Source organism: Streptomyces sp. NPDC028289 (assembly GCF_055565975.1).
In genome coordinates this window covers 173,732-196,922 of record NZ_JBVHTI010000009.1, presented here as the reverse complement: position 1 = coordinate 196,922, position 23,191 = coordinate 173,732, and the positions used below count along the sequence as shown (strand labels likewise).

Here is a 23,191-nt window from a genome sequence, read left to right as displayed (position 1 = left end):
GAAACGAGATCAATCCGCTTTGAATCCCGGCTTTGCGGAACGGGTGTCGCCGTACGTACGCGCGCGTGACGGCCGTTTCCCTGTTTTCTGGACACCCGGGGTTCACTGACCCAGAATCGGCAGCGTGACGTCGTCCTTCGAGTTCCACACCTACCCCGCGCGGCTGTCCGACGCGGAGCGCGACAAAGTGCTGAGCGTGCTGCGTGACGGCGTCGCCATGGGACGGCTGTCGCACGACACGTTCGTGCGCCGCATGGAGCTGGCGCTGGCCGCCCGCCGCTCCGACGAACTCGCCGCGCTCACCGCCGACCTGCCGCAGGAGAACCGCTTCACGCGCATGCTCTTCGGCACCGTCGAGGCCGTCTCCGGCTTCACCGTGCGGCTGCGCCGGGCCTGGCAGGCCGAGCGGCTGCCCAAGCTGCTGCTGCCGCACCCGGGCAACGGTCACCCGCTGCGCATCGGCCGAGACCCCGCCAACGGGCTGCGGCTCAACCACGAGACGGTGTCCCGGGTGCACGCCGAGCTCCGCCGCCAGGGCGGCCTGTGGGTCCTCAGGGACCTCGGCTCCACCAACGGCACGACCGTGAACGGCCGCCGGGTGATCGGCGCCGCCGTCGTCCGCGAGGGCGACCAGGTCGGGTTCGGCCGGATGGCCTTCCGGCTCGCGAGCGACTGAACCCCGGGCCCGCCCGCCGTCACCCGGACCCGTCCTGCGCGGTGGCTGAAAAGTGTTTGTCCGTCGTGGTGTTGACGAACCTCCCGAGTCGTGACTGACTGTGCGTACACCGTGCACACCATGTGAACCGACGGCACCGCTCTGTGGAGGTGTGACCTGCCGCCCCTCCTCCGCTACCCGTCCGTGGACGAGCTCGCCTCGCGGGCGGCCGCACTGGTCGCCGACCGCCCCCGGGACGCCCGGCTGCGCAGGGTCGGGACCTCCCGTGCGGGCACCCCGATGTGGCTGCTTTCCATCGGTCACGGCACCCGACACGCCCTCGTCGTGGCGGGCCCGCACGCCAACGAACCCGTCGGCGGCGCCACCGTGCTGCGCCTCGCCGACCGCGTCCTCGCCGACCCGAGGCTCACCGAGGACGCCGACGTCACCTGGGACCTGCTGCTGTGCCTGGACCCCGACGGCTCACGGCGCAACGAGGGCTGGCTTGCCGGGCCTTACACCCTGGGCCACTACTTCCGGAACTTCTTCCGGCCCGGCTTCCTGGAGCAGCCCGAGTGGCTGCCCGACGGGGCGGACGCCGCCGCGCTGCCCGAGACCCGGGCACTGCTCGACCTCCAGGACGAGCTGCGGCCCTTCCTCCAGTGCTCGCTGCACGGCGTCGACGTCGGCGGCGGCTTCGTGGAGCTGACCCGCGAGCTGCCCGGCCTCGACCGGCGCCTCGCGCACACCGCCACCCGGCTCGGCATCCCCCGCGAACTCGGTGCCTACGACACCCTGTACTGGCCCACCCTGGGCCCGGCCGTCTACCGCGTCCCGCCGCCCCGCCGGGGCGACCTGGCCGCCGCCATCACCGAGGCCGCCGTCGAGTCCACCTGGTTCCACCCGTACCGGCACGGCACCGTCACCGCCATCGTCGAGGCGCCCATGTGGGGCGTGGCCGCCGTGCAGGACGGCACACCGCCCGCCGACCGGGACGCGGCGCTGCGCTCGGTCAGCCGGACCCTGCGGCGCGACACGGAGCTCCTGGACGGCATCCTGGCCCGGGTCCGGCCGCAGCTGTCCGCGGCGCCGGACGCGGCCCGGCTGCTCGCTCCGGTCGACGACTACCTGCTGGTCTGCCCCGGCCTCGCCGACGCCTGGGACCCCGACACGGACACCCGCAGCACCCGCCCGCTGCCCCCGCTCAGCTCCGCCCACCTGGCCGCCCTGCGCATCGCCGGGCGCCGGCTGGCCCTGCGCACCGCGGGCATGCTGCACCAGCTCCTGCGCAGCACCGGCCACGACCCGGCCGCCGCCCTGCCCGACCTGGACCGGCTGATCGACACCTGGTGCGCCGGCTACCGCGACGCCCTGGGCGCGCGCTGGATCCCGGTCGCCCGCCAGGCCGAGTACCAGACACGGATGGTCCTGAACGCCTTCGAACTGGCCCACCGCCACCTGCGCGGGCTTGCCCGATCGGGTGAGTCGGACTGGGGGACCGAGCCCGCCGTGCCGATGCACGGGGAATGACACATCTCAGAAAAGCGACAGCGGCCGCCGGCGCCCTGCTGGCCGCGGCCGCCCTTCTCGCCGCCGGCCCCGCCCAGGCCGCGCCGGCCGGAACGCGCGGCGACGACTACCTGTACCTGACCGTCACCCAGGGCGAGAACCTGTCCGGCGAAGCGCGCGGCACCGTCCTGCTGTGCGACCCGCCCCAGGGGTACTCGCACGCGGCCGAGACCTGTGCGGAACTCGCCGCGACGGGCGGCGACATCGGGCGCCTCACCCCGGCCAAGGACGCGATGTGCCCGATGGTCTACGCCCCGGTGACCGCCCAGGCGAGCGGCCAGTGGAACGGCAGGCCGATCGAGTACCGCGAGACGTTCCCGAACTCCTGCCAGATGGCGGCCCGGACCGGCCCGGTCTTCGCCCTCGACGACTGAGCCCGAGGGCGGCGTGCGGCCCCCGGGGCAGGCCCCGGGGCGGGTCCTCACGCCGCCCGCTCACGGGCGTGCTGCGCGGCCGCCAGCACGGTCCGGGACTGATGCTCCACCTGGCGCTCCAACGGCACCCAGCGGGCCCCGAAACGCTCGCCGTAGGCCTCGCACCAGGCGGCCACCAGCTCCTCCAGCCGCGGCGCCGCGTGGTCGTCCGCCTCCCGCAGCACCCGCAGCAGCATCGACGCGGCCCGCAACGGCAGCCGCCGCCCGAAGGCGTCGACGCTGCCGACGTACGCCATCGTGGTGTCGACCGGCGGCCGCTGGATCCAGTCCTGGGCCAGCCCGGGGATCAGCCCCAGCGCCCAGCGGGCGGCCCGCAGCAGCGGCCCGTCCAGGCCGCCCAGGCCGTCCAGCCGGGGCAGCACCTCGGCCAGCACCCGCTCCACCTCCCGCGAGTCCCGCAGCAGCCGGCGCGCCAGCCGGCGCATCGCCGCCGCCGGCGCCGGGTGCGGCGCCGGGTCGTCGACCAGGTCGCTCGCCCACATCGGCACCTCGACCACCGCCGTGAGACCGCCGTACCGGTGCGCGTGGTACCAGGTGCTGTGCCGTGCGTCGTCCGGCATGCTCGGGTACGCCACCCCGGTCTCCGGACCGGGCATCACCCGCACCCCGGGCCCGGAGTGCGGCCAGCCCGCGGCGTCCGAGGCGCCCGTCTCCACCGGGATGTGCAGCTCCGCCGCGGACTTGGCGAACGGTTCGGCGAGCCCCGGCACGTCCCTCGTCAACTGCACCCAGCTGCCGCCCAGGTCGGTGCCGTGCAGGGTCACCTGGAGGTAGGGGCGCAGTTCGTCGATCACCCCGAGCAGGGCCCTGGTCTCGGGCGGCAGCCGGTCCGGCGGCAGCACCGACGGCGACCACTCCGGCTGCTCAGGTCCCGCCGGCCGGTAGAAGCCGAGGTGGTAGTCGAACAGGCTGCGCGGGGCCGGGGTGACGTGCAGGCTCGCCCCGTCCGGGTCCGCGCAGAGCAGGAAGTGCCAGGAGTTCTCCGCCCGCAGCTCCCGCTCGTTCAGCACCCGTTCGGCCAGTACCTGGAGGGTGCCGCCTCCGGTCGGCTCGTTGGCGTGGGCACCCGCGACCACCAGGACCGCCCGGCGGGCGTGTCCGACGGACAGCAGGTGCAGCGGTCTTCCCGCGCGGGAGACCCCGATCTGCCGCAACGTGCACAGGCCGGGCCGGTGAGCGGCCAGCGCCCGGGCGGTGGCGACGAGTTCGGGAACACTGGGGTAACGCAGCTCCGGCAGGAGACTCACCCCCGACTTGTCCGCCCGGCTTCGCATTCCCCAGTCCCGCACGGCATAGGTGAACTGTCAAGAACTTCCCGGGGGAGGCTCCAGGGGGCGCCCAGAGGCGTGTGCGGTCGGCCGGCGGGGCTGATGGCGCGGACGGGGGTGCGAAGCCATTAAGGGGCGCGGAACGGCTCCGCGCGCCGATAACCGACGCCGTCGGCGCCCGACGAGTTTCAGTAAACCGACGGATCAGCCACATATTCACTCGTACGAGTGAATTCTGACGCCAGCCCCCGTCGGCTCTCGTCAGTTCCTGTCAGTTCCTGCCGGTTCCGGTGAGTTGCCTTCAGTCCCCCTCTCCCACCCGCTCCAGCAGCGCCACCGGCAGCCCGTCGAAGAGCTCGCCCACGCGCGCGTGCCCCGTGAACTCCCGCGCCGGCGCGAGCACGTCGGCCCACCGTCCCGGCGGCAGCGCCAGGACCGTGTCCCGCCAGCCGCCCGCCGCGGCCAGTCGCAACGACAGCCGGGTCACCGCGGTGACCACCTCCCCGGAGCGCGCGAACGCCAGGCAGTGCGCCGCGGCCGGCCCCTCGGCGGTCAGCGGCGCGTACGTCGCCGTGTCGCCGAAGACGTCCCGGCGCCGTGCCCGCAGCCGCAGCGCCGCCGCCGTCACCGCGTCCTTCTCGCCCGGATGTTCCGGCGGGAAGGAGACCGGCCGTCGGTTGTCCGGGTCCACCAGCGCCCGGTACTCGCCCTCCGTGCCCTGGTAGACGTCCGGTACCCCCGGCATCGTCAGATGGACCAGGGCCGTGCCCAGCACGTTGGCCCGGACGTGCGGCCCCAGCGAGGCCCGGAAGGCCGCCACCTGCTCTCCTGGCGCCCCGCACGGCCCCGCCGCGACGAACGAGACCACCGCCTCCTCGTACGGCGGCTCCTGCTCCGTCCAGCTCGTGTACAGGCCCGCCTCCCGCACGTGCTTCACCAGCGCCCCCCGGACCCGCTCCGGATCCGCCGGGCCGAGCCCGAACACCGTCTGCCAGGCCGCCCAGGCCAGCTGCGCGTCCGGCACCCCCTCCCCGTTCCGGGTCACCTCGGCCAGCACGTCCGCCCAGCGCTCCGGACACTCCGTCAGCACCGCCAGCGCGGCCCGCACGTCGGCACTGCGCTTGGTGTCGTGCGTCGTCACCACCGTCCCGGTGAGCGGCCAGTCGCGCTGCACGCGCGCGCAGTACGCGTGGAAGGCTTCCGGGGAGACCCCCGGACTGCCCGGGTCCCCGCCCACCTCGGTCGCCGACAGCAGCGGCACGTAGCGGTAGAACGCCGTGTCCTCCACGGACTTGGCCCGCAGCGCGGACGCGGTCTGCGCGAACCGCGTCCGGAACTCCGCGAGCCCCGGCCCGTCACCCGCCAGGAGCAGTCGGCGCACCACGTCCACCGCCCCGCCCTCCTCGGGCACAACGAAGGCCCGCCGGGCGTCCTCGGCGGCCTCCGCGGTGACCACGGCGGCCGCGTCACCGGAGGCGTACGGCCGGTACACCCGCATCCGCACCAGAAGCTCCTGCAGCGCGGTGCGCAGCGCCCAGGGCGCCCGGTCGCGCAGCGCGGGATCCGGCGACGTCGCGCACACGCGCGTGGCCGCCCGCGTCAGCCGGTCCGTCTCGGCCGCCAGCTCGTGCGTGATCACCTTGTACGCCGCCCGCCGCGCCGTGGCCGCCCAGTCGCCGCCCCGGTCCGTCTGCGGGGCCGCGAACCTCCGGTACTGGCCGAGCAGTTCACCGGCGCCCGCGGGATCCGTGAACAGGCCGTCCACGTGCCGCAGGGCGTCGTACCCGGTGGTCCCCGCGACCGCCCAGCCGGCCGGCAGGTGCTCGCCGTCGGCCAGGATCTTCTCCACGACCGTCCAGCGCCCGCCGGTCGCCTCGTGCAGCCGGGCGAGATAGCCGTCGGGGTCGGCGAGGCCGTCGGGATGGTCGACGCGCAGCCCGTCCACCACGCCCTCGCGCAGCAGCTGGAGGATCTTGGCATGGGTGGCCTCGAACACCTCCGGGTCCTCCACCCGCACCCCGATCAGCTCCGAGATGCTGAAGAACCGCCGGTAGTTCAGCTCGGTACGGGCCAGCCGCCACCACACCGGGCGGTACCACTGCGCGTCCAGCAGCTCCGGCAGCGGCAGGTCCGCGGTGCCGTCACGGAGGGGGAAGGCGTGCTCGTGGTAGCGCAGCACGTCACCGTCGACCACCAGCTGCCCGAGCACCTCGCCGACCGGCCCGCCCAGCACCGGCACCAGCAGCTGCCCGCCCTGCGCCTCCCAGTCGACGTCGAACCAGCGCGCGTACGGCGACTTCGGGCCCTCCCGGAGCACCTCCCACAGGGCGTGGTTGTGCCGGGGGGACATCGCCATGTGGTTGGGCACGATGTCCACGACGAGGCCGAGACCGTGTTCCCGCGCGGTGCGCGACAGCCCGCGGAGCGCGTCCTCGCCGCCGAGTTCCTCGCGCACGCGTGCGTGGTCGACGACGTCGTAGCCGTGCGTGGAGCCCGGGACGGCCTCCAGGACGGGGGAGAGGTGGAGGTGGGAGACGCCGAGCGAGGCCAGGTACGGCACGGCCGACGACGCCGCCGAGAAGGGGAAGCCGGGCTGGAGCTGGAGTCGGTAGGTGGCCGTGGGCGTGGCGGAGGAGGTGCGCTCAGCTGTCATGGAAACCTCGTACCCGCCCCGTCGGCTTCTCTGTCACCGGGTACGGCACCGCGCCCCGTAAGGGGCGCTGGGGGTACCCCCGGCCGAAGGCTGGGGGAGGAACTGCGCGACCAGCCCCCACCGGCCCGCACCCGTGCAACAGCCCGCCGGAGCCCGTTCCCTACGCCGGCCTCTTCAGAACGGTCAGGCTCCGGCCGATCAGCGTCAGCCGCTCTCCGGCGTCCACCTTGGGTCCCGGCGGCATCCCGTCCGCCCGCGCCGTGTCGACCACCACCTCCCACTCCCGGCCGTGATTCACCGGCACCACGAAGTCCAGCGGGTCCGGTGACGCGTTGAACATCAGCAGGAAGGAGTCGTCGGCGATCCGCTGCCCCCTGGTGCCCGGTTCCGAGATCGCGTTGCCGTTGAGGAACACCGTGAGGGCCGACGCCTGGGCCGAGTCCCAGTCCCGCTGGACCATCTCGTGGCCCTCCGGGGTGAACCAGGCGATGTCGGAGAGCTCGTCGTGGGTGCCCTCCACCGGGCGGCCGTGGAAGAAGCGGCGGCGCCGGAAGACCGGGTGCTCCTTGCGCAGCCGCGCCATCGCGCGCGTGAAGGTGAGCAGTTCGCTGTCATCCTCGGGAGCCGGCCAGTCCACCCAGGACACCTCGTTGTCCTGGCAGTACGCGTTGTTGTTGCCCTGCTGGGTGCGTGCGAACTCGTCGCCGTGGCCGAGCATCGGCACGCCCTGGGACAGCATCAGCGTGGCGATGAAGTTCCGCATCTGGCGCTCGCGCAGTTCGAGGATCGCGGGGTCGTCGGTGTGGCCCTCGACCCCGCAGTTCCAGGAGCGGTTGTGGCTCTCGCCGTCCCGGTTGTCCTCGCCGTTGGCCTGGTTGTGCTTGTCGTTGTACGACACCAGGTCGTGCAGCGTGAAGCCGTCGTGGCAGGTGACGAAGTTGATGGAGGCCAGCGGGCGGCGGCCGTCGTCCTGGTAGAGGTCGGAGGAGCCGGTCAGCCGGGACGCGAACTCCGCGAGCGCGCGCGGCTCGCCGCGCCACAGGTCGCGCACGGTGTCCCGGTACTTGCCGTTCCACTCGGTCCACAGCGGCGGGAAGTTGCCCACCTGGTAGCCGCCCTCGCCGACGTCCCAGGGCTCGGCGATCAGCTTCACCTGGGAGACGACCGGGTCCTGCTGCACCAGGTCGAAGAACGACGAAAGGCGGTCCACCTCGTGAAACTGCCTCGCCAGCGTCGCCGCGAGGTCGAAGCGGAAGCCGTCGACGTGCATCTCGGTGACCCAGTACCGCAGCGAGTCCATGATCATCTGAAGGACGTGCGGGGACCGCATCAGCAGCGAGTTGCCGGTGCCGGTGGTGTCCATGTAGTAACGCGGGTCGTCCGTCAGGCGGTAGTACGACTGGTTGTCCAGGCCGCGGAAGGACAGGGTCGGGCCCAGGTGGTTGCCCTCGGCGGTGTGGTTGTAGACCACGTCGAGGATCACCTCGATGCCGGCCTCGTGCAGCGCCCGGACCGCCGACTTGAACTCCAGGACCTGCTGGCCGCGGTCGCCCCAGGAGGCGTACGCGTTGTGCGGGGCGAAGAAGCCGATGGTGTTGTAGCCCCAGTAGTTGTTCAGGTCCATGTCGACCAGCCGGTGGTCGTTCACGAACTGGTGGACCGGCATCAGCTCCAGGGCCGTGACGCCCAGCGCCGTCAGATGGTCGATGACGGCCGGGTGGGCCAGGCCCGCGTAGGTGCCGCGCAGCTCCTCCGGCAGGCCCGGGTGGCGCATGGTCAGGCCCTTCACGTGGGCCTCGTAGATCACGGTGTGGTGGTACTCGGTGCGCGGCCGCCGGTCGTCGCCCCAGTCGAAGTACGGGTTGATCACCACGGACGTCATGGTGTGCGGCGCCGAGTCCAGGTCATTGCGCTTGTCGGGGTCGCCGAAGTGGTAGCCGTACACCTCCTCGCCCCAGCGCACCGACCCGCTGACCGCCTTCGCGTACGGGTCGAGCAGCAGCTTCGCCGAGTTGCAGCGCTGCCCGCGCCCGGGGTCGTACGGGCCGTGCACCCGGAAGCCGTACCGCTGGCCGGGCATCACGCCCGGCAGGTACGCGTGCCGTACGAAGGCGTCGCTCTCCCGCAGTTCCACCGCCGTCTCGGAGCCGTCGTCGTGCAGCAGACACAGCTCCACTCGGTCCGCGGCCTCCGTGAAGACCGCGAAGTTGGTCCCGGCGCCGTCGTACGTGGCGCCGAGCGGATATGCCTCTCCAGGCCAGACCTGCATGAAGTCGACTCTTCCAGGTGTGTCCCGCGCCCGGGGGCGCCTTGGTCATGAGTCTGCCCGAAAGTAATGGAACCCCTCCTGGCTTACGGCCCTCTTACCCGGCGACCAGTGCACACAGCGGCTTATGTGGCGAAGTGTGCCGAACCAGTGGGGCAATCACGTACTCCCTGTGACCAAGGGGGAGTAGGGGGAAGATGTGCGCAAGATAGTGCACCGCCATCTGGGCAAGGTGGTGGCCGGTGCGGGACTGGCGGTGGCGGGGACCGCCGTGATGGTCGGGATCACCCTGCCGGGCACGGCAGGGGCGAACGAGTCGGGAGGGAGCGACGGGAACGGCGCGGTCACCGCGCAGCAGGCGGGCCAGGGACAGGACGCCGCCAAGCCGGGCGTGGTGGAACAGGCACCGGCCGAGGGGAAGAAGGGCACGGGCAGCGACCCGCTGACCGACGACGAGACCAAGCGCGTCGAACAACTCGCTCTGACCAAGCAGATGTTCACCGCCGGGGAGAACGTCGAGGGCCGGCGCGGCCCGGAGCGGCTCAGCGTCGATCTCGCCGAGCCGGACGCGAGCGAACTGGACAGCTCGAACGCGCCGCGCCGCGCGGACGTGACGTTCTACGACTACCGGGACGACACCCTGGTCACCCGGACCGTCAACCTCGACACCGGCAAGGTCGAGCAGACCACCAGCCGGACGGGCGTCCAGCCGCCGCTCAGCCACGACGAGAACGTCGAGGCGCTCAAGCTGCTGATCGCCGACCCGCTCGGCGCCGGCCTGAAGGCGGACTTCAAGGACGCCACCGGCAGCGCGCTGACCGACCCGGAACAGCAGCTGCTGCTCAACAGCGCGGTCTACCGCGCCACTCCGGGGGCCCAGCCGGCCGCGCTCGACGCGTGCGGCGAACACCGCTGTGTGCGGCTCTTCCCGAAGGTGAAGAACGGACCCTGGATCGACGCCAGGTCGCTCATCGTCGACCTGAGCGCGCGCAAGGTCGTGAAGCTCGGCCGCTGAGCCGGCTCCTTCGGTCACCTTTCCACCCTGCATCTCCCGTACCAGGAGTCATTTCGTCATGCACGTGAACCTGCGCGCGAGCACGCGTGCGCCCAGAATCAGCCATGCCCGCAGGACGGCCGCCGTGGGCCTGTCCGCGGTCGCGCTGGCCGCCGGCGCCACCACCGCGGCCGGACCCGCCGTCGCCCAGCCGAAGCGGGCCGCCGCGGCCGCCGCCGACTGCTCCGCGGCCTACCGCATCGAGCAGAAGCTCTCCACCGGCACCACCTGGCGGATGTGCTGGCGCTACGACAGCAAGGCCGGACTGGTCCTGGAGCACATCTCCTACCAGCCCAAGGGCGAGGCCGCCCCCATCAAGGTGCTCTCCAGCGCCCGGCTCGCCCAGATCGACGTCCCCTACGACGACGGCAGCGTCGAGTACGACGACCTGACCGGCTTCGGCTTCGCCCAGGGCCTGGTGCCGCTCGCCTCGGCCGAGTGCCCCGGCGGCACCATCAAGACCGTCAAGGTCCCCGAGGCCTGGGATCCGGCCCACCCCGACGTCAACGGCCTGTGCACCACCACCCGTTCGCGCGGCCACGCGTACCGGATGCAGGCCGACACCGGCAACCGGGTGTACCAGCAGCAGGGCAAGGACCTGCTGATCTACACCGTCAACAAGGTCGGCTGGTACGAGTACATGACCGAGTGGCGGTTCCAGGACGACGGCACGATCAACATGAACGTCGGCGCCACCGGCAGCCTCTCGCCGGGCGACTACGACGCCGGGGACGGCCGCGGCTGGCCGATCGGCAAGGGCGCCCACGCCTACGCCACCAGCCACGCCCACAACGTCTTCTGGAAGCTGGACTTCGACCTCGACGGCTCCTCCAAGAGCCGTATCGAACAGTACGACTCGAAGGTCAGCGCCCCTGTGCACGGCCAGGAGGCGCCCAGCAACAAGACCACCCGCACCAATGTCACCAAGGAACTCGCAGGCGACGCCGAGAACATGCGCTGGTGGCGCGTGGTCAGCACGGCCGGCAAGAACAAGGACGGGCACGCGCGGTCGTACGAGATCGTCCGGGGTGCCAGCAGCAAGTACCCGGGTCACGCGTTCACTTCGCACGACGTCTACTTCACCCAGTACGACAAGTGCGAGCAGTTCGCCAGCAACAACCCGGGCTGCGCGACCGGTCACCCCAAGACGGTCGACAAGTTCGTCAACGGGCAGACCCTCACCAACCCCGTGGTCTGGGTGAACGTCGGCTTCCACCACATCGCGCGCGACGAGGACCAGCAGCCGATGCCGGTCCACTGGCAGGGCTTCTCCATCGCCCCCCGGGACGTCACCGCTATGAATCCTCTCACTCCGGCCGCCCTCGCTGATCAGAACGGACAGCCCGGAAACGGTAGTTGAGAAACGACCTGTCCATCCGGCTGCACCGCCGACCACTCCCGGAGTACCCTTCCTTGATCGTTGGCACAGGGAGAGCTCGGGGGAGCGGAAGGCGGTGCACGGGTGGGCTCGGGAGGCCTGGAGCTGCCCCCTGGTGACGAGGGTCACGAGGGGAACTCCAAAGACGTCCCGCCCGGCGCGGTGTCCCTGGCCCGGCCGATGGACGCCACGGGCTCCATCGGGCCGGAGCTGGAGTGGGACGCCGACGCCTGGCTGGAGGTGCGTACGCGCGCCCAGCGGGCCGGCCGGGCCTACATCTGGCTGAACCTCGTCGAGCAGCGGATGCGCACGGTCGTGGCCGCCGTGCTGCGGCCCATCTACGAACCCGTCCACGGCGACGAGTGGGTGGTCGCCGCGGCCGGTCCGGCCGGCCAGGAGTGGGTCCAGCGGGCCGTCGCGGTCCGCGAGGTCAGCCGCCGCAAGGGGTACCTGCTCGACCCCGCCGACGACAACGTGCTCAGCTTCCTCACCCTGCCCCAGCTGCGCGAGCTGATGGTGCAGCACTGGCCGTGCTTCGAGCCGTACTTCGACGAGCGCCGGGACGTCGAACTCGCCCTGGACGAGCTGGAGGTGACCCGCAACGTCGTCTCCCGCAACCGGGCGCTGTCCGGGGCCGTCCTCGACCAGGCCGAGCGCGCCTCCGCGCGGCTCCTGGAGATGCTCGGCGCGGGCGGCGACGTGCCCTCCGCGCGCCGGCTGCCGGTCGACGCCGTGGAGGACCTGGTCGGCGACCGTTACGCGGACGTCGTCGCCGTCCACCCCGACCGGGTCCGCCTCATGCGCCAGTTCCCGGCCGAGGACCTCTTCGGCGGCGCCCGCCGCCTGGACGCCATCGGCATCGGCCTCAACCTGCTCGTGCAGAACTTCTCCGGCCGCCGCCTGGTCCGCCTCGCCGAGACCGGCTGCCGGGTCCGCCTCCTCTTCCTCAACCCCGCCTCCAGCGCGGTCAAGCGCCGCGAGCGCGAACTCGGGATGAAACGGGGCGAACTGGCCCGCTCGGTCGAGATGAACATCCTCCACATGCGCCGGGTCCGCTCCCGGCTGCGCGACCCGGGCGCCTTCGAGATCCAGGTGTACGACGACACCCCCCGCTTCTCCGCCTACCTGGTGGACGGCGACGGCGCCGACGGCGTCGGGATCATCCAGTCCTATCTGCGCGGGGCGCGCGGGATGGAGTCACCCGTCCTGGTGCTCCGCAACGGCAGCAAGGTGGTCACGTCGGACGACGTCGTGGAGACGGGTCTCTTCCCGACATACCGCGAGGAGTTCGAGACGGCTTGGGCGGATTCGCGTCCGGTGTCCTGACGCGCGTGTGCGACCCGGACGTGCCGGTAAGCGGAACGCGGTCGTCTGATTGTCAGTGCCGCATGCGAGGGTGGAGACCACTGGGGGAAAGCACCACCAAGAAGGGGGGCCGCCCATGGGCTGGCACCAGGAGCTCCTGATCGGCTTCGACCTGGAGACGACGGGTACGGATCCGCGCGAGGCACGGATCGTCACGGGGGCCGTGATCGAGGTCAGGGCCGGGCAGGAACTGGGCCGCCGCGAGTGGCTGGCGGATCCGGGAGTGGAGATCCCGGCCGACGCGGTGGCGGTGCACGGCATCAGCAACGAGCGGGCCGCGGCCGAGGGCAGACCGGCCGACCAGGTCGCCGACGCCCTCGCCGACGTCCTCACCGGCTACTGGAAGACCGGTGTCCCGGTCGTCGCCTACAACGCGACCTTCGACCTCACCCTGCTCTCGGCGGAGCTGCGCCGGCACGGACTCCGGTCCCTCTCCGACCGCCTCGGCGGCCTCGACCCGGCGCCGGTCGTCGATCCGTACACCATCGACCGCTGGGTCGACCGCTACCGCCGCGGCAAGCGGAACCTGGAAGCGGTCTGCGCCGAGTACGGCATCACCCTCGCCGCGGCCCACAACGCCTCGGCCGACGCCCTCGCCGCGGCGCGGCTGGCCGGCGCGATAGCCGAGCGCCACCCGAAGATCGCGGCGCTGGGTCCGGCGGAGCTGCACCGGCGCCAGGTGGAGTGGTACGCGGAGTGGGCGGCGGACTTCCAGCAGTTCTTGCGGCGCAAGGGGGAGGCCGACGCGGTGGTGGACGGGGCGTGGCCCCTGCGGGAGCTGGCCGACGTCGTCTGAGTGCCCGGAAACGCTGCGGTGCGTGGTCGTTCGGCTGCGGCGCCGTCGTGGCTGGTCGCGCCCACGCGGCGGTAGCCGCACATCCAACACAGCCCCGCGCCCCTTTGGGGCGCTCCTCGGCGGGCGCTCCTCAGAAGGGGTACCAGCGCACCGACTCGTCGTCCTCCCGTAGCGACGCCACGCGGCGTTCGAACTCGGCCAGTGCCTTCGGGTTGCTCGGCGCGTGCTGGGCGACCCAGGCACAGCTGGCCGTCTCCCGGGCGCCGCGGAGTACACCGCAGCCCTCCCACTCGCGTACGTCCCACCCGTAGGCCGTGACGAACGAATCGTAGGCCTCGGCCGGCATCCCGTACCGGTCCCGGGACAGTGCCATCACCACCAGGTCGTGCTCGCGCAGGTCGGAGGAGAAGGTCTCCAGGTCGACCAGGACCGGGCCGTCCGGACCGACGTGCACGTTGCGGGGGAGCGCGTCCCCGTGGATCGGCCCCGGCGTCAGGCGGGGCGTCAGCGCGGCCGCGGCCGTCGCGAAGCCGTCCCGGCGCTCCCGGAGGTACGCCGCGTCGGCGGGGGCGATCGCGTCGCCGGCCAGCCGCAGCCAGCGCTCCACACCGTCCAGCAACTCGCGGGGCGGCAACGCGAAGGAAGGAGAGGGCAGTGCGTGCACGATCCGCAGCAGTTCGGCCAGATCCCGCGGCTCGGCCGGCCGCACCGGATCCGGCAGCCGGTGCCACACCGTCACCGGGTGGCCCTCGACGAGCAGCGCCTTCGGCTCGGCGGTGCGTACGGCCGGCACGTCCGCCTCCGCCAGCCACCCGGCGATCTCCAGCTCCCGGCGGGCCCGGTCGAGGAGCTCCGCGTCCCGGCCGACCTTCACCACCAGGTCCCCCGCGGCGAACACCGCGTTCTCGCCCAGCGCGAGCAGCGAGGCGCCGGCCGCCGCACCGGGCAGCACACCCGCCGCCGCCAGTACGTCCCGCGCCCTTGCCTCGTCCATGGTCCGCCTCCGTGTCCGTCCGCGAAGCCCGCGCGCCCGTGGCTGTGCGCGTGCACACGGCGTCGTCTTCTCGCCATCCGGCGGTCAGTCTCGCATCCACGGAGGCCGGACCGGGTGCGCGGTGCCTTGACGGGCGTATCGCAGCGAAGTTGGCAGACGGCGACCTTCGGCGACGGCATCTACCTTTGGCCTTGCGCAGGGTTCTCCCGTTCACGGCGGAGGTGAAGGGCATCTCAATATTGCTCTGCCCACGGCCTTTGGACGAGGATCTGCGCCGTTGGCCTTGGTCAGGTCATACGGGGCGCTGCTGGTTCTCGATGTACTGGCGTACGACGGTCAGCGGTGCTCCGCCGCAGCTTCCGGCGAAGTACGAGCCGGACCAGAAACGTCCGCCCCGCAGGTACCGGCGTACGTGCGCGTCGTACTCCTTGCGCAGGTAGCGGGAGGAGACGCCCTTGAGGGAGTTGACCAGTCTGGAGAGCTGGACCTTGGGCGGATAGTGCACCAGGAGGTGCACGTGGTCCTCTTCGCCGTTGAACTGCTTCAGCTCGGCCTCGAAGTCCTGGCAGACCTCCCGCATGATCTCCTCGCACCTGGTCAGCATGGCGTCCGTCATAGCCTTGCGCCGATACGTAGTGACAAAGACCAAGTGCACATGCAGGTTGTGGACGACGTGACGACCGGTGCGTACATCGGGATTCGGAATCCACCGTGGTGACATGAACCAAATGTTATCGTGTTCGAGTGATCACGGAACGTGTATGGAAGAAGCGGCAGTTCGGGCATCGTGCCCGACTCGCGCTGCCCCCTGCGCAGATCCGGCTCATGGACGACCAGGCGCACGCGGCCCGCACCCTGTGGAACCTGCTGCACGACTGGTGGACGATGCTGCCCAGGGACAAGCGTTCTCTGGCTGCCGCGGACACGGCGATCCGCCAGGCCCGAAGCGAGATCGACTGGCTCGCCGTCCTCCCCGCCCAGGCCGCGCAAGCCGTACTGAAGACGTACTTCCAGGCATGGAAGAACTGCTGGGACGGCCGCGCCGACGCGCCGAACTTCAAGGCCCGCATTCGCACGGTGATGTCCGTGGACATCCCGCAGGGGCGAGACTTGACCATCACCCGCGTGCACCGCCGCTGGGGCCTGGTCACCATCCCCAAGACCGGTCGGGTCCGGTTCCGCTGGACCAAGGACCTTCCCGTGGGCAAGCGTGCCGACAAGGAGAACCGGATCACCGGGGCGCGGCTGGTCAAGGACGAGCTCGGCTGGCACATCGCCTTCCGCGTCCAGACCCTCGAAGCAGGGCCCGAGCCCCACCAGGGAACCGAGGTCGGCATCGATGCCGGGGTGAACCTGCCCCTCGCTCTCTCCGACGGCGACCACCAGGACCACGGACGCCCGCCCCGCCTCCCCGGCGGGACAGCCGACCGGGACAAGTGGCTGAACCCGCGGGAGAAGGCCAAACTGCTTGGCCTGGAACAACGCGCCGCCAGGCGTCAGCACCACCGCAAGCGCGGGGAGAAGGCCTCCCGCCGCCTGCGGCACACCTACGACCAGATCAAGCGGCTCCGCGCAACAGCCACGCGCCGCGCCGTTGACTGGCAGCACAAGACCACTACCAGCATTGCCAAGCGGTACGGCACTGTCGTGGTCGAACAGCTCACCATCAAGAACATGGTCAAGTCCGCCAGGGGCACCATCGAGGAACCCGGTAGGAACGTCGCGCAGAAGTCCGGCCTAAACCGCTCCATCAGCCAGGAGGCATGGGGCCGCACCGTGACGACGCTGACGTACAAGACCGCCCGCCACGGAGGCACCCTGCACAAGGTCCCCGCCCCCGGCACCTCCCTGTGCTGCTCGGCCTGTGGTTTCACCACACCAGGCAGTCGGGAAGAGCAGGCCACGTTCGTGTGTGAAAACCCCGACTGCGGGTGGTCGGGCAACGCCGACTGGAACGCAGCCCGGAACATCCTGCACCTGTACCGGATGGGCCACGCGCTCATCCCGGCTGCCGGGAGGGCAGTCGTCAGGCGTCCCCGTGGCGTCAAGCCCGCCGCCGCAAGGTAGGCAGGAGTCTTCCTCGTTCGCGAGGGAGAACACTTCAACGTCAGCAGATCGTCCAGCAGGCGCCCAAGGGCTTCGACTGGGAGGTGCTGCCCGCCCCGGCCGGCGCCGACGGACTCGCCCAGGGCGTCAGCCCGCAGACGCTGTCCGTCGCCGCGGACAGCCCGCACAAGAAGGAGGCGGCCGAGTTCATCGACTTCCTGCTGCGGCCGCAGAACATGGTCCGGCTCGCCCTCGGCGACTGGATGCTGCCCACCGGAACCCAGGCCCTGAAGGATCCCGCCCTGCGCACCGCGAAGTACGGCTGGGCCACCGGTACCGCCCTGGCCGGGCGCCTGAGCCCGGCCCCCGCCCGGACGGTCCGCGGCTACCCCGAGTGGAAGGACAAGGTGGCCACCCCGGCCCTCCAGGAGTACTACAGCGGGGCCATCGGCCTCGACGAACTCCGCCACCGCCTGGAGAAGGACGGCAACCTGGTGCTGGCCCGCTACCAGCGCTGAGGCCCACAGGGGACAGGGCCCGTTGGCTCCCCCGGAGACCAACGGACCCTGTGTCGAAGGGTGTTGCCGCACGCGTTGCCGCAGGTGCTGCCGCACGGCTCAGACCGGCAGCCGCTCCTGCTCGCCCCGCGCCACCGGCGCGTCGGCCTCCGGCGACTCGTCGTGGGTCAGGTCCGGCAGCCACCGCAGCCAGCTGGGCAGGTACCAGTTGCGCTCGCCGAGCAGCGCCATCACCGCCGGGAGCAGCACGCCCCGGATGATCGTCGCGTCGATGAGGACCGCGGCCGCCAGGCCCACGCCCATCTGCTTCATGGACTGCATGGACAGCGTGCCGAAGATCGCGAACACGGCGACCATGATGACGGCGGCGCTGGTGACGACCCCGGCCGTGGTGACCACTCCGTGCTGGATCGCCTCCCTGGTGGACCGGCCGCGCAGCCGGGCCTCACGGATCCGGGAGACCACGAACACGTGGTAGTCCATGGACAGGCCGAACAGGATCACGAAGAGGAACAGCGGCAGCCAGGTGACGATCGCGCCGACGCCCTCCGCGCCCACCAGCGAGGCGCCCCAGCCGTGCTGGAAGACGGCGACGAGGATGCCGTAGGCGGCGCCCACCGAGAGCAGGTTGAGCAGGATCGAGGTGACCGCGACCGTCAGCGAGCGGAACGAGAGCAGCATCAGGAGGAAGGCGAAGACGACCACGAAGGCGAAGACCGGGACGACCGAGCCGAGCAGCTGGTCGTTGAAGTCCTGGTTGCCCGCGACGTTTCCGGTGATCGGCGCCTGCACGCCGGCGACCTTGCCGAGGGTGGCCGGCCGTACCTCGTCGCGCAGCTTCTGCAGGCTCTTGCCGGCCTTGTCCAGGTCGGAGCCGCCGACCAGCGGCACGGTGATCAGGGCGACGTTCTGGGCGTCGTGCAGCTTGATGTCGACGGGGCCGCGCGAGGCGCCCGAGCTGATCGCCCGCTCCTTGAAGTCGGTCAGCGCCTGCCTGACCTCCGGGGCGTTGATGTCCTTCGCCCTGACGACCACCTCGGCCGGCTCCGAGCCGCCCGGGAAGGCCTGGTTGACGCGGTCGTAGGTCTGCACGATCGGCAGCGAGTTCCCGAACTCCTGGTCAAGGGTGAGCTGCGAGGTCTTCATGCCGAGGGCGGGAGCGGCGACCGCGAGCAGCGCGCCCACCGCGACGAGCACGGAGACCAGCGGCCTGGCGAGGACGCCCCGCAGCACGGCCGTCCAGAAGCGGCTCTCGGACGGCCCGTGGGCCCGCTGGCGGCGCCGCAGGAACGGTATACGACCCTTCTCCACCCGGTGGCCCAGCAGGGAGAGCAGCGCGGGCAGCACGGTCACGGAGCCGACCATGGCGACCGCGACGACCATCAGGGAGGCCAGGCCCATCGCCTCGAACTCGGCGAGCCCGGTGAACAGCATGCCCGCCATCGCCACGCACACCGTGACACCGGAGACGATGATCGCCCGGCCGCTGGTGGCGGCGGCGATCCGGAGCGCCGCGCCCGCGTCCCGGCCGGCCTCCCGCTCCTCGCGCTCCCGGCGCAGGTAGAACAGGCAGTAGTCGACGCCGACCGCCATGCCGACCAGCAGCATCACGGAGTTGGCGGTGTCACTCATCGGCTGCAGGTGGCTGACCAGGCCCATCAGGCCCATCGTCGCCATGATCGCGGTGATCGCCAGGCCCACCGGCAGCAGGGCCGCCACCAGCGCGCCGAACGCGATCAGCAGGATGCCGAAGGCCACCGGCACGGCGGAGTACTCGGCCCGCTGGAAGTCCTTGCCGAAGGCGTCGTCGTACTGCTTGTTCATGCTGGCGCCGCCGATCTCCTCGATCCGCAGCGTGCCGTGCGCCTTCTGCACCCCGGCCACCGCGTCGAGCACCGGCTCCACCCGGTCGCCGGCGGTCTCGGAGTCGCCGCGCATGTCGAACTGGACCAGCGCGCTGCGGCCGTCCTTCGAGATCGTCCCGGTGACGTACGGCGAGGTGACGTCCGTGACCTTGCCGGTGCCGTCGACGGCCTTCACGACATCCGTGACGGCTGCCTTGAAGGCGGCGTCCGTGGCCTTGACCGACGGGTCCTTGGACTGGATCAGGACGGTCTCGCTCGCCGGTTCCTTGATGTCCGCGTCGTCGATGATCTTCGCCGCGGTGTGGGTCTCGCCCTTGAGCTGGTCGCTCTCGTCGACGTCGACCCGGCCGGCCGCCGAGCCGAGCCCCATCGCCAGGACGACGAACAGCACCCATATGCCCACGGCGGCCCAGCGGTGCCGGGCGCTCCAGCCGCCGGCCCGGGCCGCCAGCCCCCGCACCCGCGTTCCGTTCCCCATGACGGGATCCATGACGGGTATGCCCCCCTCGTGTGCGGTGACGGCCCCGGCCGCCACGTTCTCTTCACGACTTCCTTCGTTCGATTCGAAGGTATGGGCCGGATAAGACCGACTCCTCGTGCTGCCCGGTGAACTCCGGCGGCCGTCCCTCGTCGCCTGGGAGGATGTCGGGCCCTTACATCTATCCACCCATCTCGGGGGTGATGATCAGGGACGTCCCATCCGACGCCGTGGATCCTCTTTGTGATTACGAAACCTTGTTGAACAAGTCACAGGTGCGTGTAGGAGTTGATCCGGACCGGTCGGATCGGCCAGAGTTTCGGGCAGCCCGGCCTGACCGGCACGGCCGTCGTGCCAACCCCCACGGGGCACGACGGCCGTTCTAAGGTGTTCGAATGACGACGTATGCGGCGCTGCTGCGCGGGATCAACGTGGGTGGCAACAAGAAGCTCCCGATGGCCGACCTGCGCGCGCTGATGACCGGACTGGGGTACGACTCCGTCCAGACCTACCTGCAGAGCGGACAGGCCGTCTTCGCCGCCGCCCACGGGGACGCCGACTCCCTGGCGGCCGAGCTGACCGGGGCGATCGAGGAGCGGTTCGGGTTCTCCGTCGACGTGCTCGTCCGCGACCACGCCTACCTGGCGGCGGTCGCGGCGGCCTGCCCGTTCCCGGCCGCCGAACTGGCGGCCAAGCAGCTGCACGTCACGTACCTCTCCGCGCCGGTCACCGCGGAGCGCTACGCGGACATCGACCCGGCCGCCCACCTCCCCGAGGAGTTCCGCCTGGGTGACCGCGCCCTGTACCTGTACGCCCCGGACGGCCTCGGCCGCTCCAAGCTCGCCGAGGCGCTGTCCCGGCCCAGGATCCACAAGGGGCTGACCGCCACGACCCGGAACTGGAACACGGTGGTCAAGCTGGTGGAGTTGACGGCCGAGGGGGCGTGACCCTCCGGGTCCGAGGACCGGGGCCGGTGACCAGACCTTACATACTGATCGGATGAATCAAGGGAGTTGGCTGGATCCGGGCGACTAATTCCGTCACATTCATTGACCGGGGCATCCAAATGCTCCTACCTTTCCGGGCGTTGGGTACAGGCTGATCCCACGGGAGGGGTACATGCCCACGCACCGAAGAGCCGCCCTCGTCACCCTGGTCGCCGCCGCTCTCACCCTCGGCACCCCGAGCCTCGCCGCCCCGGCCGCCGCGGCGAAGGCCGAGGCCGGCGCCGATGCCACCGCATCCTCCGACGTCTACGTGGCACCGACCGGCGACGACCACGCCGACGGCAGCGCCCGCCACCCTGTCCGCACCCTGGACCGCGCCCGCGACCTGGTCCGGGCCAGAGTCGCCCACCAGCGCGCCGACCTGACCGTCCACCTCGCCCCGGGCACCTACCGCCGCACCGGGCCCCTCGTCCTCGACGCCCGGGACTCCGGCGGCAACGGCCACAAGGTCATCTGGCAGGGCACCGGCGACGCCACCCTGATCAGCGGCGGACGCCAGGTCACCGGCTGGCAGCGGGTGCCGGGCCGCGCCGGACTGTGGTCCGCACCGGCACCCCGAGGGCTCAGCGACACGCGGCAGTTGTACGTCGACGGGGTGCGCGCGCAACGGGCCCGCGGGGCCGTCCCGGTGACGCTCGCACAGACCGCCACCGGCTACAGCGCCTCCTCCGACGCCATCGCCCACTGGAAGCACCCGGCCGACGCCGAGTTCGTGTACACCAGCGGCGAGGCACTCTGGAACGTCGAGCGCAACGGCCTCGGCCAGTGGACCGAGCCGCGCTGCCGCATCGCCGCCGCCGAGGGCACCACGATCACCATGACCCAGCCCTGCTGGGACAACTCCAACAAACGCGTGGAGTTCCCCGACATCCCCGGCCGCACTGTGAGCATGGTCGGTCCGGGCAAGCTCACCAACGGCGGCGAGCCGTCGTACGTCGAGAACGCCTACGAACTCCTCGACCAGCCCGGCGAGTGGTACCTCGACCGGAGCGCCCACCGGGTCTACTACCTGCCCCGCAAGGGCGAGCACCTCGGCCGGGCCGACGTCGAGGCCGCCGCTGCCGAGAAGCTGGTCGAGGGGCGGGGCACGGCGGACGCGCCCGTGCACGACATCACCTTCAAGGGCGTCGAGTTCGGCTATGCCACCTGGCTGACCCCGTCGACGGCCGAGGGCTTCTCCGAGATCCAGGCCGGCTACACCATCACCGGGGACGAGGGCTGGGCCACCCAGGGGCTGTGCCAGTACGTCGAGGGCGGCACCTGCCCCTTCGCGTCCTGGACGAAGATGCCGGGCAACGTGTCCTTCGCCCACGGCCGGCACATCGACTTCGCCGACGACGTCTTCGCCCACCTGGGCGCGTCCGGACTGGAGTTGGGGGCGGGCTCGACGGACTCCGCGGTCAGCGGGAGCGTCTTCACCGACATCTCCGGAAACGGGGTCGAGGTCGGGGGCGTGGACGGCCAGGACCCGGCCGCGGGCGTCCAGGTGACGGACAACCACCTCTACGGGCTGCCCCGCGAGTACCACGGCGGAGTCGCGATCCTCAACGGCTACACCCAGGACGACACCATCGCCCACAACCAGATCGACCACGTCGGCTACTCGGCCGTCTCGCTGGGCTGGGGCGGCTGGCCCGACAAGATCGGCGACCCGGCCACCCCGAACCCCAGCCACGACAACGCCGTACGGAACAACCTGATCTTCGACTACATGCAGATGCTCGACGACGGCGGCGGCATCTACACCCAGGGACTGACCGGCACCTCCATGACCGACGGCGAGAAGGTCACCGGGAACGTCATCCACGACCAGTGGGGCCTCGGAAAGAACGTCTACACCGACAACGGCTGCACCTACGAGACGGTCGAGGGCAACGTCCTCTACAACGCCTCCTACGCCAACGTCGCCTCCCGGCACACCGACTACCGCGACACCCTCGGCAACAACGACCCGACCCTGGTCAAGGACAACTGGTGGGAGGAGGGCACGGCCGACGGCGACAACAAGGGCCTGGTCACCACCGGGAACCAGATCATGGCGGGCCTGTCCGACGTACCGTCGACCGTCCTGGACGCAGCCGGACTCGAACCCGCCTACCGTCACCTGCTCGACCGCCGGACCGGCGCCCTCTCCGTGCCCGAGGCGCCCTCCCGGGTCGGGACGAGCACGGCCGGTGCCGACGCGCTGTGGGTGACCTTCAACCCGGCCTTCGCGGACGGGGGTTCGCCGGTGACCGGATACACGGCCCGGGCCTACGACGCGGCGGGCCGTCAGGTCGCCGAACAGGACGTCTCCGCCGCCGAGTTCAAGCGGACCGCGCTGATCCGCCTCGGGGTGCCGGAAGGGAGCCCCGTCACGGTGACGGTCACGGCCCGCAACGCCCGCGGCGAGAGCGCCCCCTCGCTGGCCTCGGCGCCCCTGGCCCCGGCCGCCGCGAGCACTCTCCCGGCCGCGCCCACCGGCCCCAGGCTGCGGACGGCGGCCACCGCGGCCACCCTGGCCTGGACCCCGCCGACCGCCACGGGCGACGCCGAGGTCGTCGGCTACCGGGTGACCGTCTCCGACGGCCGTACCCCGATCGACGTCACCGGACGGGACGTCCTGGTCACCCGGCCCTCCGCCAAGGGCATGTTCCGGGTGATCGGCGGACTGCGGCCGGGCACCCGCTACACCGTGACCGTCGCCGCGGTGACCGCGGCCGGCGTGGGACCGGCGGCCACCGTCAGCGCCACCACCGCGTCAACCACCCAATAGAGGACATGTCGTTGGGCATCTGAACCGGTAAAGCGCCAGGTGTGACACCTTCGCCGTCCGATACGCAGAACCAAGTGCCGGCCACGGCGA

Annotated in this window: 16 protein-coding genes and 1 pseudogene; 11 read left to right on the top strand and 6 right to left on the bottom strand. The window is 71.5% G+C overall.

Annotated features, from left to right (window positions below):
* Positions 1-124: 124 nt before the first annotated feature.
* The 3 genes from ACZ4UV_RS40730 (at position 125) to ACZ4UV_RS40720 (ending at position 2,598) form a co-directional block, all read left to right on the top strand.
* Positions 125-676 (top strand): FHA domain-containing protein, encoded by a 552-nt coding sequence (locus tag ACZ4UV_RS40730; RefSeq protein ID WP_467845030.1) that lies wholly within the window; start codon positions 125-127, stop codon positions 674-676.
* A gap of 141 nt (positions 677-817) precedes the next feature.
* A complete protein-coding gene (locus ACZ4UV_RS40725) occupies positions 818-2,185 on the top strand; it encodes a M14 family zinc carboxypeptidase (RefSeq protein ID WP_451023074.1) in 1,368 nt (455 codons plus the stop codon).
* On the top strand, positions 2,182-2,598 hold the full coding sequence (locus tag ACZ4UV_RS40720; protein WP_451023072.1) for an SSI family serine proteinase inhibitor: 417 nt from the start codon (positions 2,182-2,184) through the stop codon (positions 2,596-2,598). The genes ACZ4UV_RS40725 and ACZ4UV_RS40720 overlap by 4 nt, the downstream gene beginning before the upstream one ends.
* Before the next feature lie 47 nt (positions 2,599-2,645).
* On the opposite strand, the gene ACZ4UV_RS40715 is transcribed toward ACZ4UV_RS40720, so the two are convergent.
* From ACZ4UV_RS40715 to glgX, 3 genes are all read right to left on the bottom strand, one after another.
* The gene (locus ACZ4UV_RS40715) at positions 2,646-3,905 is read right to left on the bottom strand and encodes a M14 family zinc carboxypeptidase (protein WP_467845479.1); all 1,260 of its coding nucleotides are present in this window, start codon (positions 3,903-3,905) and stop codon (positions 2,646-2,648) included.
* Positions 3,906-4,227: 322 nt separating this feature from the next.
* Positions 4,228-6,579 (bottom strand): malto-oligosyltrehalose synthase, encoded by a 2,352-nt coding sequence (treY, locus tag ACZ4UV_RS40710; protein ID WP_451023137.1) that lies wholly within the window; start codon positions 6,577-6,579, stop codon positions 4,228-4,230.
* Between the two features lie 160 nt (positions 6,580-6,739).
* Positions 6,740-8,848: a glycogen debranching protein GlgX gene (gene glgX, locus ACZ4UV_RS40705; protein ID WP_351492625.1), complete on the bottom strand. Its 2,109-nt coding sequence runs from the start codon at positions 8,846-8,848 to the stop codon at positions 6,740-6,742.
* Positions 8,849-9,044: 196 nt separating this feature from the next.
* On the opposite strand from glgX, the gene ACZ4UV_RS40700 reads away from it, so the two are divergent.
* The 4 genes from ACZ4UV_RS40700 (at position 9,045) to ACZ4UV_RS40685 (ending at position 13,438) form a co-directional block, all read left to right on the top strand.
* Entirely contained in the window at positions 9,045-9,860 is an 816-nt protein-coding gene (locus ACZ4UV_RS40700; RefSeq protein ID WP_451019704.1) for a Tat pathway signal sequence domain protein, read from the top strand.
* Between the two features lie 58 nt (positions 9,861-9,918).
* The gene (locus ACZ4UV_RS40695) at positions 9,919-11,259 is read left to right on the top strand and encodes a copper amine oxidase (RefSeq protein WP_451019703.1); all 1,341 of its coding nucleotides are present in this window, start codon (positions 9,919-9,921) and stop codon (positions 11,257-11,259) included.
* A 102-nt stretch (positions 11,260-11,361) separates the two neighbouring features.
* Positions 11,362-12,603, top strand: a complete 1,242-nt coding sequence (locus ACZ4UV_RS40690; protein WP_451019702.1) for an SAV2148 family HEPN domain-containing protein — start codon at positions 11,362-11,364, stop codon at positions 12,601-12,603.
* Positions 12,604-12,718: 115 nt separating this feature from the next.
* Positions 12,719-13,438, top strand: coding sequence for a 3'-5' exonuclease (locus tag ACZ4UV_RS40685; protein WP_451019701.1), 720 nt, complete (start codon positions 12,719-12,721; stop codon positions 13,436-13,438).
* A 130-nt stretch (positions 13,439-13,568) separates the two neighbouring features.
* Here the strand turns inward: ACZ4UV_RS40685 and ACZ4UV_RS40680 are convergent, their stop codons facing one another.
* Positions 13,569-14,432 carry a phosphotransferase enzyme family protein gene (locus ACZ4UV_RS40680; RefSeq protein WP_467845023.1) on the bottom strand — a complete coding sequence of 288 codons (864 nt, stop codon included), beginning with the start codon at positions 14,430-14,432 and terminating at the stop codon, positions 13,569-13,571.
* Positions 14,433-14,724: 292 nt separating this feature from the next.
* Positions 14,725-15,153 (bottom strand): IS200/IS605 family transposase, encoded by a 429-nt coding sequence (tnpA, locus tag ACZ4UV_RS40675; RefSeq protein WP_467845020.1) that lies wholly within the window; start codon positions 15,151-15,153, stop codon positions 14,725-14,727.
* A 23-nt stretch (positions 15,154-15,176) separates the two neighbouring features.
* On the opposite strand from tnpA, the gene ACZ4UV_RS40670 reads away from it, so the two are divergent.
* Positions 15,177-16,499 (top strand): RNA-guided endonuclease InsQ/TnpB family protein, encoded by a 1,323-nt coding sequence (locus ACZ4UV_RS40670; protein WP_467845018.1) that lies wholly within the window; start codon positions 15,177-15,179, stop codon positions 16,497-16,499.
* A 38-nt stretch (positions 16,500-16,537) separates the two neighbouring features.
* Positions 16,538-16,996: pseudogene (locus ACZ4UV_RS40665) on the top strand (extracellular solute-binding protein); the annotation flags it as partial.
* 99 nt (positions 16,997-17,095) lie between these two features.
* On the opposite strand, the gene ACZ4UV_RS40660 reads toward ACZ4UV_RS40665, so the two are convergent.
* A complete protein-coding gene (locus ACZ4UV_RS40660) occupies positions 17,096-19,339 on the bottom strand; it encodes an MMPL family transporter (RefSeq protein WP_451019699.1) in 2,244 nt (747 codons plus the stop codon).
* A 395-nt stretch (positions 19,340-19,734) separates the two neighbouring features.
* On the opposite strand from ACZ4UV_RS40660, the gene ACZ4UV_RS40655 reads away from it, so the two are divergent.
* Together ACZ4UV_RS40655 and ACZ4UV_RS40650 are read left to right on the top strand one after the other, a co-directional pair.
* Positions 19,735-20,286 carry a DUF1697 domain-containing protein gene (locus ACZ4UV_RS40655; protein WP_467845014.1) on the top strand — a complete coding sequence of 184 codons (552 nt, stop codon included), beginning with the start codon at positions 19,735-19,737 and terminating at the stop codon, positions 20,284-20,286.
* 172 nt (positions 20,287-20,458) lie between these two features.
* Complete coding sequence (locus ACZ4UV_RS40650) at positions 20,459-23,101, top strand: right-handed parallel beta-helix repeat-containing protein (protein WP_451019697.1); 2,643 nt, start codon at positions 20,459-20,461, stop codon at positions 23,099-23,101.
* Positions 23,102-23,191 lie beyond the last annotated feature (90 nt).

What these genes read in the sequence shown, in the direction of transcription:
- ACZ4UV_RS40720 (WP_451023072.1), top strand. Translation starts at nt 2,182, where the DNA reads ATGACACATCTCAGAAAAGCGACAGCGGCCGCCGGCGCCCTGCTGGCC.
- treY (WP_451023137.1), bottom strand. Translation starts at nt 6,579, where the DNA reads ATGACAGCTGAGCGCACCTCCTCCGCCACGCCCACGGCCACCTACCGA.
- glgX (WP_351492625.1), bottom strand. Translation starts at nt 8,848, where the DNA reads ATGCAGGTCTGGCCTGGAGAGGCATATCCGCTCGGCGCCACGTACGAC.
- ACZ4UV_RS40695 (WP_451019703.1), top strand. Translation starts at nt 9,919, where the DNA reads ATGCACGTGAACCTGCGCGCGAGCACGCGTGCGCCCAGAATCAGCCAT.
- ACZ4UV_RS40685 (WP_451019701.1), top strand. Translation starts at nt 12,719, where the DNA reads ATGGGCTGGCACCAGGAGCTCCTGATCGGCTTCGACCTGGAGACGACG.
- ACZ4UV_RS40680 (WP_467845023.1), bottom strand. Translation starts at nt 14,432, where the DNA reads ATGGACGAGGCAAGGGCGCGGGACGTACTGGCGGCGGCGGGTGTGCTG.
- tnpA (WP_467845020.1), bottom strand. Translation starts at nt 15,153, where the DNA reads ATGTCACCACGGTGGATTCCGAATCCCGATGTACGCACCGGTCGTCAC.
- ACZ4UV_RS40660 (WP_451019699.1), bottom strand. Translation starts at nt 19,339, where the DNA reads ATGGGGAACGGAACGCGGGTGCGGGGGCTGGCGGCCCGGGCCGGCGGC.
- ACZ4UV_RS40655 (WP_467845014.1), top strand. Translation starts at nt 19,735, where the DNA reads ATGACGACGTATGCGGCGCTGCTGCGCGGGATCAACGTGGGTGGCAAC.
- ACZ4UV_RS40650 (WP_451019697.1), top strand. Translation starts at nt 20,459, where the DNA reads ATGCCCACGCACCGAAGAGCCGCCCTCGTCACCCTGGTCGCCGCCGCT.